This window comes from Metabacillus niabensis, assembly GCF_902829255.1.
In the GTDB taxonomy this organism is placed as follows: Bacteria; Bacillota; Bacilli; order Bacillales; family Bacillaceae; genus Metabacillus; species Metabacillus niabensis.
Map to the genome: position 1 here is coordinate 1 of NZ_CADEPK010000223.1, position 13,165 is coordinate 13,165.

General features: G+C 38.4%; 8 protein-coding genes and 1 pseudogene. 5 read left to right on the top strand and 4 right to left on the bottom strand.

What is annotated here, in order from left to right; genetic code table 11:
- Positions 1 to 49: 49 nt before the first annotated feature.
- Positions 50 to 1,081 (top strand): SepM family pheromone-processing serine protease, encoded by a 1,032-nt coding sequence (locus tag HU235_RS14475; RefSeq protein ID WP_095298667.1) that lies wholly within the window; start codon positions 50 to 52, stop codon positions 1,079 to 1,081.
- Positions 1,082 to 1,278: 197 nt separating this feature from the next.
- On the opposite strand, the gene HU235_RS14480 is transcribed toward HU235_RS14475, so the two are convergent.
- The 4 genes from HU235_RS14480 to HU235_RS14495 form a co-directional block, all read right to left on the bottom strand.
- Positions 1,279 to 2,376: a Gfo/Idh/MocA family protein gene (locus tag HU235_RS14480; RefSeq protein WP_095298669.1), complete on the bottom strand. Its 1,098-nt coding sequence runs from the start codon at positions 2,374 to 2,376 to the stop codon at positions 1,279 to 1,281.
- A gap of 133 nt (positions 2,377 to 2,509) precedes the next feature.
- The gene (locus tag HU235_RS14485; protein ID WP_095298671.1) at positions 2,510 to 3,247 is read right to left on the bottom strand and encodes a ThuA domain-containing protein; all 738 of its coding nucleotides are present in this window, start codon (positions 3,245 to 3,247) and stop codon (positions 2,510 to 2,512) included.
- A gap of 106 nt (positions 3,248 to 3,353) precedes the next feature.
- The gene (locus HU235_RS14490) at positions 3,354 to 4,514 is read right to left on the bottom strand and encodes a Gfo/Idh/MocA family protein (protein ID WP_095298673.1); all 1,161 of its coding nucleotides are present in this window, start codon (positions 4,512 to 4,514) and stop codon (positions 3,354 to 3,356) included.
- A gap of 14 nt (positions 4,515 to 4,528) precedes the next feature.
- The gene (locus HU235_RS14495; RefSeq protein ID WP_095298675.1) at positions 4,529 to 5,587 is read right to left on the bottom strand and encodes a LacI family DNA-binding transcriptional regulator; all 1,059 of its coding nucleotides are present in this window, start codon (positions 5,585 to 5,587) and stop codon (positions 4,529 to 4,531) included.
- Between the two features lie 699 nt (positions 5,588 to 6,286).
- Here HU235_RS14495 and HU235_RS25410 point away from each other — a divergent pair.
- The 4 genes and pseudogenes from HU235_RS25410 to HU235_RS14515 form a co-directional block, all read left to right on the top strand.
- The gene (locus HU235_RS25410; protein ID WP_174880645.1) at positions 6,287 to 10,681 is read left to right on the top strand and encodes a rhamnogalacturonan lyase family protein; all 4,395 of its coding nucleotides are present in this window, start codon (positions 6,287 to 6,289) and stop codon (positions 10,679 to 10,681) included.
- Positions 10,682 to 10,925: 244 nt separating this feature from the next.
- Positions 10,926 to 11,930, top strand: a complete 1,005-nt coding sequence (locus HU235_RS14505) for a LacI family DNA-binding transcriptional regulator (protein ID WP_145580697.1) — start codon at positions 10,926 to 10,928, stop codon at positions 11,928 to 11,930.
- Positions 11,931 to 12,190: 260 nt separating this feature from the next.
- A complete protein-coding gene (locus HU235_RS14510) occupies positions 12,191 to 12,949 on the top strand; it encodes a sugar phosphate isomerase/epimerase family protein (protein WP_174880646.1) in 759 nt (252 codons plus the stop codon).
- 28 nt (positions 12,950 to 12,977) lie between these two features.
- Positions 12,978 to 13,165 (top strand): annotated as a pseudogene (locus HU235_RS14515) (sugar ABC transporter substrate-binding protein); the annotation flags it as partial.

The window sequence follows — 13,165 nt, forward strand, 5'->3', positions numbered from 1 at the left end:
GAATATAATAGTAGATATGGGTTTATTACATAATGAGGAGATTCGATTCATGAGGAAGTTTTTTACAGGAAGAGCAAAACGAATTAGTATTATTTTGCTTGTTATTATCATCATTGCTTTAATTCCAACACCTTACTATTTATATCAGCCAGGTCCCATAGAAGAGCTAGAGCCAAGAGTGACAATCGAAGATGCCCATAAAAGTGAAAAGGGAAGCTTTAATTTAACTACTGTTTTATCTATAAAAGCAGTAAATCCATATGTTCTAGCATACGGACTTGTCGCACCACATACAGACATCATGAAAGAAGAGGTCGTAAAAGGTGATTTATCTGATGATGAGTATAACGATTTATTGAATTTTATGATGAAGGATTCAAAACAAAATGCATTAGTTGCTGCGTTTACAGAAGCCGGGGAAAAAGTAGATATTGATTACCATGGAATTTTTATTAGTCAAATTTTAGAAGGCGCACCTGCAAAAGACGTGCTAAAGGTCGGGGATGTGATCACACAGCTTGATGGACATAAATTCAATGAACTGGAAGAATTCACTTCCTATTTATCAAAAAATAAGCAACCAGGAGATAAGGTTGATCTTGTCATCGAACGTGATGGGAAGGAAATAAAGGATTCGGTTGAATTAATTGCGGTGGATGAAACAAATAGAGCAGGAATAGGCGTAGCAATCGATGAGGATTTCACTGCAAATATTTCGCGAAAAGTAAAAATTGAAAGTGAAGATATCGGTGGTCCTTCTGCTGGATTAATGTTCTCACTTGAAATATTAAACCAGCTAACAAAAGAAGATTTAACAAAGGGCTACAAAATAGCGGGAACTGGTACAATTGATCATAAAGGTAAAGTTGGACAAATTGGGGGAATTACACATAAAGTAACAGCAGCAAATGAAGAGGGTGCTGATATCTTTTTTACCCCAAAGGATTTAACAGAAACTGATAGCAATGAAAAAGATGTATTAGAGGAAGTAAAGAAAAATCATTATGATATTGACATTGTTCCTGTTGCGACATTGTCAGAAGCAGTAGACTATTTAATGAAGCTTGAAGAGAAAAAATAAATGAAAGAAAAAAATTAACAAATTAGGTTTATCTTTGTAAAAATACGGGTATTTAGTTTATAACCGTATCCCCCCAGAGATACTTTCAACCTGAAAAACCTTGAGAAACCTCCATGAACATGGGGGTTTTTTCAATTAAAAAGCGTCCAAAGCAATATATTAGAGGCTTTGAACGCTGATAAATGCTGCTTATTTATTTAATTTGTGCTTTCCTGCTCAACATTTAATGGTTCAGGTCTAACGCAAGTACTTTCCATTAGATAATGTGTGCTAGTTTCAGATGATACATGGAAGCCATGCATCGCTTCCAAAACATGATAAGCTAGCTGGCCATTGGCACGGAATGATTTCCCGTTAAGAATGGCTGTTGCCATATCTGCAACACCTAATCCTCTGCTATTTTGTGAAAAGCCATATGAAAGTGGAATTTCAGTAAACTCTTTTTCATCGCGTTTGCGAATTTTAACAGGGCCACCAAATGTATTTGGGTCTGGAACGAGCAATGTACCTTCACTTCCATAAATCTCGATTGGCGGTAGTGTTGAACCACCAAATGCATCAAAGGTTGTCGTTAATGTCCCGATGGCACCTGAGGAGAAATCAATTGTACCAGCAATATGTGTTGGTGTGTTTACTTTAATCGTTTCTCCAGCTTTTGGCTGACTTGTAATCAAACGTTCTGGGTAACTAATACGCGCAGAGCCTGAGATGCGTTTGATTGGTCCTAAAAGTGATACTAATGCTGTTAAATAATATGGTCCCATGTCAAACATTGGGCCGCCGCCGATGTCGTAATAAAATGCAGGATCTGGATGCCAATGCTCATGGCCGCGGCTAATCATAAACGCTGATGCGCCAATTGGAGTTCCGATTTCACCTTGTTCAATAAGGTGAATTGCTGTTTGGATTCCAGCGCCTAAAAATGTATCAGGAGCACTTCCTACTAAGCGGTTTTGCTTTTTCGCAGTTTCAAGAATTTGTTTCCCTTCTTCACGTGTTACAGCAAGTGGTTTCTCTGTGTATACGTGCTTTCCAGCTTCAAGTGCTTGTAAGCAAACAGCTGCATGTGCTTTCGGAATCGTTAAATTAATAATGAGGTCAATTTCTTTGTCTTGTAAAATTTCATCAACTGAGCATGCCTTAGGGATTCCGTATTTCTCTGCCTGCGAAACTGCTCGTTGTTCATCTAAATCAGCACAGGCGATGAGCTCGAGATGGTCAAAGTTTTTGCAGTTTTCCATGTAAATCGAGCTAATGTTTCCACATCCGATAATTCCAACTTTTAACGTTTTCATCTGTTTACGCTCCTTTTTTCGTGTAATAGCAGTAAATGAACCTTTTAGATGAAGCAAGTGAGAAAACTACTGCTAGGAATTTTTTATCCGTGCAAAATCTTTGATGGGAAATCTTCTGTTTGATGTCTAACTGTTAATTACTATCTCCCATACCTGTATAGGAACGACCATTTCCAATGCTACCAACACTAGCAAGATTTTTCACACGTTCCTTTCCAGAAGCAGCCCATAAGAAGCCTCGACGCATGATAAGAGATACCTCAGGCATTGCGACAATATTGGCTTGATGTCCTAATGAATTATAAAACACATGTCCATGCCCCCAGCGTTTCGTCCAAACGACTGGCATATCGACAGCTTTATTCGTTGCATGTGGTCCATCGACAACAGGGAAACGAGTTGTCGCAAGTACTTCAACGGCTGGATCAACGTGCAAATAATATTGCTCACTAACGACTTTAAAATCAGTCATGCCTTCTAATAAAGGACTAGTCGAATGCTTAATATTTACCATATATTCAACTCCATCATTTCCGGGGTGAGCGACCCAATTGCCACCAGTCATAAACTGCCAGTCTACGTTATTTCGAAATGAGTCACACATGCCTCCATGACAGCCAGCTAAGCCAACACCATTCATGACTGCTTCAGAAATATTAAGCACGTATTTTTTATCAATTTCGCCCATAGTCCAATGAGGGACAATTAAATCCAAGGAAGCTAACTTCTCTGGATCCGCATATGCATCTAGTGTATCAGACACCTCAACATTGAAATTCTCGTCCTCTAAGATTCCTTTGAAAATTTCTGCAACTTGCTCAGGCTGATGGCCATCCCAGCCACCCCATACGATTAAGGCATTTTTTTTCATGTGAATTCGGCTCCTTTTTCTTATATTTCTAGCAAATTAAATTTCATAGAATGAATAAAATTAGATTTTAGTAGACTGTTCTAAATAATATCTAAACAGAGATATCTTATACTTCTGCAATCGAAATCCATTTTCGTTTTTCGATTGATTGGTCTACTGCTTCTAATACTTCTTGACATTTCACCCCGTCACGGAAGTTAGGTACAGGTTGACGATTTTCTTTAAAAGCTGTCATTAATTCAACAACTTCATGAATAAACGTATGCTCATATCCAATCGTATGACCTGGTGGCCACCAGTTTTCAGCGAATGCATGTGCAGGATCTGTTGCTAAAACACGACGGAAGCCTTGAACATCCTCTCTGTCATCCGTGAAGTAAACTTGTAATTCGTTCATTCGTTCAAAGTCAAAAATGACGCTCCCTTTACTTCCATTAATTTCAAAGGAATTTGTGCAGCGATGTCCGGAAGCGTAGCGAGTGGCTTCAAAGCTACCTAATGCACCATTTGCAAAGCGTGCCAGAAAAAGTGTTGCATCATCAACTGTCACTTCACCCTTTTCATCACTATCATTACCTGTTGCGGATAAGCCAGTCATTTTTGTCGGAATTGGTCTTTCTTTAATAAATGTTTCGCTCATTCCAATGACTTCGGTAATATCTCCAATTAAATAGTGGGCTAAATCTATTAGATGTGCACCAAGGTCACCGTGTGAGCCCGATCCGGCAATTTCCTTTTGTAATCTCCATGCTAATGGAAAGTTAGGGTCAACGAGCCAATCTTGCAAAAACCATGCACGGAAATGATAGATTTCGCCTAATTTGCCTTCTTCAATTAATTTTTTTGCAAGCATGACAGCTGGGGCAAAGCGATAATTAAATCCAACCATATGCTTTACACCAGCTTCCTCAACTGCTGACAACATTTCTCTTGAATCCTCTAATGTAAGCGCTAACGGTTTTTCGCAAAATACATGCTTTCCAGCCTTAGCTGCGGCAATCGTAATCTCTTTATGTACATCACTAGGTGCATTAATATCAACTAAATCAATATCATCTCGATCTAATAACGTTTTCCAATCTGTTGAATATTCCTCCCAGCCAAATTGCTTTGCTGCCTGGGCTACATCCTGTTCATTACGTCCACAAATGACCTTCATTTCTGGACGCAATGTATCTGGAAAAAAGAGAGGAAGATCCTTATAAGCGTGACTATGTGCTTTACCCATAAACTTATAACCAATCATGCCAACATTAATAGATTCCATCAAATATCTCCCTTTCATAATGTATTTTTGGGGGACTGTCCCCAAAGTGTTGTTGCTCTTTCAATCAATGTGACTGGTAATTTTTCATTAATTACTTGGTGTTCTGGATTTGTGAGAAGCTCAAGGATCTTTTCTGCTGCTAGCTGCCCCATTTCAAATAGTGGAACCTTTACTGAACTAAGTGGAGGGGATGTCATTCTAGCCATTTCTGAATCATCATAGCCAACTAACACATAATCACGACCTGCCTGATATCCGTGTGAAGATAATCCTTGCATAAGACCGATGGCCATTCTATCATTTGCAGCAAAGATAGCCTCGCTGTTTCGTAGAATTGGAGCGATCCTTTCTGCAAGCTCATAACCACTTTTTCTACTATAATTTCCTTGAAAGATAAGCTGATCCTTTCGGGCAATTCCTGCCATCTCTAAAGCGGAGGAATATCCTTGAAAACGATCACTACTATTTGAATATTCAAGCGGGCCGTTAACGAAGATAATCTGCTCAAATCCTTTTTTGATCAAAGCTGAAACAGCCTCAAAGCTTCCTTGAACATGGTCTGCATCTATTGTATGAAACAAGTAGCCTGAAAATGTTTGATTTACAAGACAATATGGTAACTGTAATTCTTTAAGTTTCGATAATGCTTCGATTTCACCAGGTATATTTTTTGAGCCGAGGATGATGCATCCATCTACTTTTTGTGAGCGGAATAGCTGTACATAATCTTTTGGTTCATCTGGTGATTGGAATAGTAGTAGTAAACCATATCCCTTTTCACCAAGCTTTGCGCCAATTCCACTTAATAATTCTGAAAAATAATGAGTCGACATTAGATGGACCTTTGGTAAATACGGAACAATTACACCGATATTGTTGCTTTTTCCTTTAGCGAAGCTTTGTGCAATCGCATTTGGATAATAACCTATTTCAGCTGCTGCCTGTAATACTTTTTGTTTCGTCTCCTCACGTATAGGACCAACCTCATTAAAGACGCGAGAAACGGTTGCTTCGGATACTCCTGCTAATTTTGCGACATCTTTTCGGTTTGCTACTGGATTCACCTCTTTCATAGACTTTATTTTTGTTGCCGATCCCCTATAAAGAGATCGCTTTCAATTTTGTTCTTATTAAGTGCACAAAGAAGGTAAAGAGCAGTTATGTGTCTTATGCTTGTCGGGGCTGAACAGTCGTTTCCGCTTTTCGATGTACACGCGTACATTATCTCTGCTTTTTCATTATATGTCAACGGAGAAATTTGTAGAAGATGAATTTTTTTAGATGAAAATGATTCCTTTTTCGAATTCTATTAATTAGCGATTTTAAAGGCTATTATTGATAGCTTATCAATTTGTTTATTAGATAAATTCGTGAGACTCATAGCGAGTTAAGTGTGTCAAAAAAAGAAGCAAAGGGGCTAACGAGGCTTCCGGACTACATGCATGAAGCGAACGATATAAGAGGAAATTCCTGATCAAGACTAACAGTGCTGAAAATTAAAAAAGTGAAAACAGTGCAAGAAAGTGCAAAAACGATAAATTACTTTTCTAAATATTATGAAAGTAGTTCAAACGATTTAGTTTTTAACTAGTCTCATAGAATGATTTTCTTTCAATATCTGATTTTTAAACATTTATCTCGGTTTTTTAACTATTCATCGACAAAATGAGCAAGTAACATACATTTTGAAAGCGTTTACTTGGTTAGAATATGGAGGTGATAATGTTCAAATGCTTGTTCCAGGCTTTTAAAAATCTAATTAAGAAGGGATGATGGGAATGCAAGCAAAGGGGTTGCAAACGATTAGAGGATTTATTGCGATTTTCTTAAGCATTATTCTACTGCTTTCTTCGTTACCAGTTTCACAACAGAAGGCAAATGCGAAACAATCAGCACAAATAGCTCCACAGGAAATCGCTGTTGAGGATGCAACAATGTTTAAGTTTGATTTTGGTACAGAAGATAGTGCTGTTATGGAGGGATATACAAAGGTAACACCAGCTTCTGTATATTCAGCAGAGCAAAAATATGGTTTTGTTGATACAACGAAGGTGACTGCTACTGACCGTGGGACAACAGATCCATTAAAGTCTGATTTTGTTACTACGACAGAGACGCCATTTCAAGTTGACCTTCCGAATGGGGATTATACAGTTAAGGTTGTTGCTGGAGATGAATCAGAAAATACTGTCATTGGGGTAAAGGCAGAAAATATTCAAAAGGTCCAGGATACAACGATCAATGCCGGTGAATATGCGGAGCGCTCATTCGATATTGCCCTTGTCGATGGTCAGCTAACAATAGAATTGACAGGAACTGCCCCTAAATTAAACGGGATTATAATTGAAAAGCTTCCTGAGCGTACTGCTACAGAACACCCAACAGTCTATATTGCAGGGGATTCAACAGTACAAACCTATGATGAGTATTGGAAGCCTGAAGCTGGCTGGGGACAAATGATTTCACGTTACTTTAGCGATGATGTGACATTTGCGAACCATGCGATTGGCGGAAGAAGCACAAAAACATTTATTAACGAGGGCAGATTAGATGCAATTTTAAGAGAGATTAAGCCAAAGGATTATTTCCTCGTTCAATTTGGCCACAATGATGCAACGATTAGTAGACCTGATAGGTATGCATCAGTTCCAGATTATAAAAATTTCTTAAAAACCTATGTTAATGGGGCTCGTCAACGGGGGGCAGAACCAATTTTAGTGACACCTGTTGGCAGAAGAGATTTTAATGCTGATACAGGAAAATTCAATGTAAGTTTTCCTGAATATGTTCAAGGGATGAAGGAAGTAGCAGAAGAACTTAATGTACCGCTTGTCGATTTAAGTGCGTTAAGTGTCGCATATTATGATTCAATTGGTCCAGAGGGAACGTTATCTGTATTTCTCCATACAGAACCAGGCATTTATCAAGCATTTCCAAACGGATCACAGGATAATACTCATTTCCAAGAGTATGGAGCGATTCAAATTGCAAGATTGCTTTCAGGTGGTATAAAAGATTTAAATGTATCGCTATCATCGTATGTAACAGATGTACAACCACCTGCAAATGTTCCGGACAAGCCTACTGGATTGACAGCAAGTGGAGTAAGCAACGCAGGTGCAGTTTTAACTTGGAATCAAGTTGAAACTGCCGATATTTACAAGGTATACCGGAAGCTATCAACGGAAAGTGAGTATAAATTAATTGGTACATCAACAGTACCAAAAATCACTATTACAGGTCTTCAAGAAGGAAATAAATATGATTTGGTCGTAACCGCTGTTAATGGAAAAGGTGAATCCGAACACTCTGATTTCGTTACGATTAATACAAAGGAAGCAACAATAAAATTTGATTTTGGACTTGCTGGTAACCCTGTCGCTGAAGGATATACGGAGGTCAATCTTTCAACGATTTATACAGCTGAAAGAGGATATGGGATCGTCGATTCAACGAATATGATCGGACGTGACCGTGGAACTGGCGGTGATTTGCTCCGTGATTGGCTTGGTTATTTCAATGCTGGCTGGAAATTTAACGTTGATGTCGCAAATGGTCTTTATGCTGTTAAGGTCTATGTAGGTGATTTCTTAGGAAGTGCGAGAACAACAGTCAAAATCGAAGGCCAGGATTATGGACAGGTCACAGCACCGAGCAGAAATTATACGGAAAAAATTATTCCGCAAGTATCAATTAAAGATGGGCAAATGAACTTTGATTTTGGTGGTTCAACAGGAATTGTTAATGGTATTGAATTAACCCCAATTTTACTTGCACCATCTGAATTAAAAGTTGAAGAGAAAATTGTCAGCACATCGAAACCGTCCGTTACATTATCGTGGAAGGCTGTTGATGACGCAGCATCGTACAATATTTATCGTAATGTAGCAGGTTCAACAAATGTTGAAAAGGTTGGAAGTTCAACGACAAATTCATTTAAAGATGAGACGGTTGATATAGGAATGAATTATCAATATACGGTCACAACAGTGGATAGTGCAAATGTTGAAACCGTACCTTCATTGCCACTTGATGTTGCAATGATTGATGAAAACGTAAAAGTTCCAAATCCGCCGCAAAACCTTAAAGTTGGAAAAGTAAATAAAAACGATTTGACAATTAAGTGGGATAAAGTGAAGGATGCAACATCGTATAATGTATATCGAGCTAAAAGCAAGGACGGAGAATATCAATTAGTTGGTAAAACGAATAAAACGAAGTACAAAGATGAAACGGTTTTAACAACAATCCCATATTACTACAAAGTTGCAGCAGTAAATGCAGGAGGAATCTCGGAGCTTTCAAAAAGTGTAGAGACGAAGGCGGTAACCGTTCTTAAAAAGCAAATGGAGGATTTAGGACGTGCACCTGTTGCGATAAAAACGGAGGATGGGGTATATGTTAGCTGGAGATTGCTAGGAGATGATCCTGATAACATTGCTTTCGATGTTTACCGTGATGGGAAAAAGCTTAATAAATCACCAATTAAAGAGAGTACTAATTTCCTAGATAAGAAGGGAAAAGCAAATTCAACCTATGAAATTCGTGCTATTGGTAAAGGAAAGGGTAAAAAGGACAAAGAAAAAGTTACAACAAAGGCAATAAGCAACAATTATTTTGATATACCACTTCAAAAGCCTGAGGATGGGGTTACACCACTTGGAGACCCATATTCTTATCGTGCTAACGATGCAAGTGTTGGGGATTTAGATGGTGATGGAGAATACGAGATCGTCTTAAAATGGGACCCGACAAATTCGAAGGATAATTCACAATCAGGGTATACTGGAAATGTATATATTGATGCTTATGAGCTAGATGGAACAATAAAATGGCGGATTGATTTAGGAAAGAACATTCGTGCAGGTGCCCATTACACTCAATTTTTAGTTTATGATTTTGACGGTAATGGTAGAGCGGAAGTCGTGATGAAAACAGCTGACGGAACGATAGACGGACAAGGAATTGTCATCGGACGAGCAGATGCAGACCATCGTAATAGCTCCGGATACATTTTGCAAGGTGATGAATTCTTAACCGTATTTGACGGGAAAACAGGGAAAGCATTGCAAACAACAAATTATGAGCCGCCACGTGGTGATGTCGCATCTTGGGGAGATAGCTACGGAAATCGTGTAGACCGTTTCCTTGCAGGGGTTGCATATCTTGACGGAGAGCGCCCAAGCATCATTATGGCGAGAGGATATTATACGAGAACAGTTCTTACCGCCTATAACTTTAGAGATGGCAAGCTGACAAAGCAATGGACATTTGATTCAGCAGATGAAGGAAATAGTGCTTATGCTGGTCAAGGATATCATTCATTGAGTGTTGCGGATGTCGATAAAGATGGTAAGGATGAAATAGTTTATGGTCAAATGGTTGTTGATGATGACGGAAAAGGAATGTATGCAACGGGCTTAGGTCATGGCGACGCACTTCATGTCAGTGATTTCATACCGAGTAGACCTGGACTTGAAGTTTATGCTGTTCAGGAAAATAAATCAGGTGAATATGGCTATGATATGAGAGATGCGGCAACTGGAGAAATCCTTTGGGGCCAAAAAACAGGAATCGATACTGGTAGAGGTGTTGCAGCTGATATTGATCCGCGATATGAGGGTGCAGAGGCATGGGCAATTTCAGGTGCGTGGAATAGTCGCACAGGCGGGCTTCATACTGCAGAAGGAGAAAAAATTTCTGATAGTATTCCAACATCAAACTTTGCAATTTGGTGGGACGGTGATCTGCTCAGAGAATTAGCTGATCATCAATATAACGATGCAATAGGTGCCGGAGTTGGAACAATTGACAAATGGGACTATGAAAATGGAAAATTAGAAAATTTATTAACAGCAGAAGGAACATTATCAAACAATGGAACGAAGGGAACTCCTGCATTACAAGCAGACTTACTTGGAGACTGGAGAGAAGAAATCATTTGGCGAACAGAGGACAGCAGCGCATTACGAGTGTTTATGACGACTGAAGAAACCGATCATCGTATTTTCACATTAATGCATGATCCACAATACCGTGTCGCGATCGCTTGGCAAAATGTCGGTTATAATCAACCGCCACATCCTAGCTTTTTCTTAGGTGAGGGGATGAAAGAGCCAGAAGCCCCTAGCATTGATGTTGTCGAAACTGGTCGTCAAAAGAAATAAGGAAATATACTAAAATATTAAAATTTTATTCGAAAAGCACGGGGGTATACCTCGTGTTTTTCTCTTGTTTAAACTTTTTTAGAATCCGCCAAATTTCCTACCAATTTTATCTTGCAATTCCATAATATTGTCACTATACTTATTTGTAATCGATTACATTTTGTGCTCTGAGCTTTACTGATGATCAGCTAGATGATCAATCGTGTTGACACAAAATGAGTCATCAAGAGGAGAATCAGCAATAATGGTAAAGATGAGTGATGTAGCAAAATTAGCAAATGTCTCTACTGCAACTGTATCAAGAGTACTGCGCTTTCCGGAAACGGTTAAGGAGGAGACGCGTTTGAAAGTATTAAAGGCTATTGATGATTTAGAATATCAGCCAAATATTTTAGCACGTCAACTACGAAGAAATGAAACGAATACAATCCTTGTTGTCGTACCGAATATAATGAACACCGTTTTCTTAGGAATTATCGAGGGAATTGAGGCAGAGGCTTCGAAAAATAATTATAAAGTTCTATTAGGGAATACAAATAATGAAGTTGATAATGAATATGGATTAATCGACTTGCTTAAACAAAAACAGACTGATGGGATGATTTTGTTTTCTGCTAGGATGGAAAGGAAACGATTGCTTGAGCTATGTGAAAACCATCCAGTTGTCTTGACGATGGACTATATTGACGGCTTAAAAATTCCATCGGTATCAATTGATAATATTAGCAGTAGTCGAAAGGCTGTACAGCATTTAATTAGTCTTGGACATACTCGAATTGCTCATATATCTGGACCTTTCAAATATGCAAGCTCGAAAGATCGATATAAAGGGTATGAGCAGGCGATGCTGCACAATGATTTAAAGATTGATAGCATGCTAGTCCAAGAGGGGCTGTTTACATTTGAATCTGGTTATAATCAAATGTTAAAGCTGCTTGCCATGGAGCATCCCCCGACAGCTATATTTGCTGCAAATGATGAAATGGCAATGGGAGTGATTAAAGCTGCAAAGGAACGAGGTCTTAACGTTCCAAATGATTTGGCTGTAGTCGGTTTTGATAATATTAGTTTTTCATCAATTTTTGACCCAGCTTTAACGACGATTGCCCAGCCTGTATATAAAATGGGGGAGCTTTCGATGAGATTATTATTAGATCAAATCCGGGGAAACTCACAGATGAAATCACAATACATCCTAGAAAGTGACTTAGTGATAAGAGAATCATGTGGTGGAAGGGAGACAAGTTAAGCGTCCTTTCTTCGGTTGAAAATGTAATCCATTACATTTTAAGGGGGTGATAGTCAGTAAAAACGTGAATTTTTTGTAGAAATTTGTAATCGATTACAGTAATGGGGGAAGATTATGATCTATTGCTCTAATCAATTAGAAGATTACTAGCTAATTAAAATCTGCGAGTGAAGCTTTTATGGCATTGAACAATGTACATACGAAAGTTTCATTTTTGTATGGTGTAACTTAGCAAGTTCAGTATGAAAGGGGTAAATTGAATGAATGAAAATCAAATTGCACTTCAGCTTTTTACATTAAGAAATGAAACAGAAAAAGATTTTACAGGCACATTAGAAAGAGTAGCGAAACTTGGCTATAAGGGTGTTGAATTTGCGGGGTATGGTGGAATGTCGGCAAATGAATTAAAGCAAACACTTGATTACCTCGGTTTAAAAGCAGCATCAAGTCATGTAGCCCTTACATTATTAGAAACAGACTTAAATCAAGTTATTGACTTCCAACAATCGATAGGAAATCGCCACATTGTCTGCCCGTTTTTGCCACCAGAAAGACGGACTAAGGATTCGTATGTAGAACTTATTTCGCTTTTTAATGATATAGGAAGGAAGTGTAAGGAAGCGGGAATTACGTTTTCTTACCATAACCATGATTTCGAATTAGTTCCATTTGAAGATGGAAGAAAGCCATTAGATTTCATATTTGAAGAGACAAATCCTGATTGGGTCAAGACTGAGCTAGATATTTATTGGTTAACACGAGCAGGAGAAGACCCTGTTCAATGGCTGAAAAAGCTTGAAGGCAGAACGCCACTTCTTCATTTAAAGGATATGACAACAGATGAAGAACAGTTTTTTGCGGAATTAGGAACTGGTGGAGTTGATATTGAAAGTGCAATTAAACAAGGGGATTCGCAAAATGTCGAATGGTTTATTGTTGAACAAGATATGTCAAGACGCGCACCATTAGAAAGCATTGACATCAGTATCAACTATTTAAAACAAAACATAATGAAATAATAGGAATTTTCCTATAGGGGGTAAATGTATGTTGAAAAAATTGATTTCATTATTCAGTGTTTTAGCTTTACTTTTGTTAGCGGCGTGTGGGCTTAATGGAGGAGGCTCAGCAAATCAAACGGCAACAGATAGCAAAGAAGAGAAACCATCGAGCGGTGAAAAGAAGGAGCTTGAGTTTTGGTATATCGATTCTGGGGAGAAAGAAAAAGTTTATTT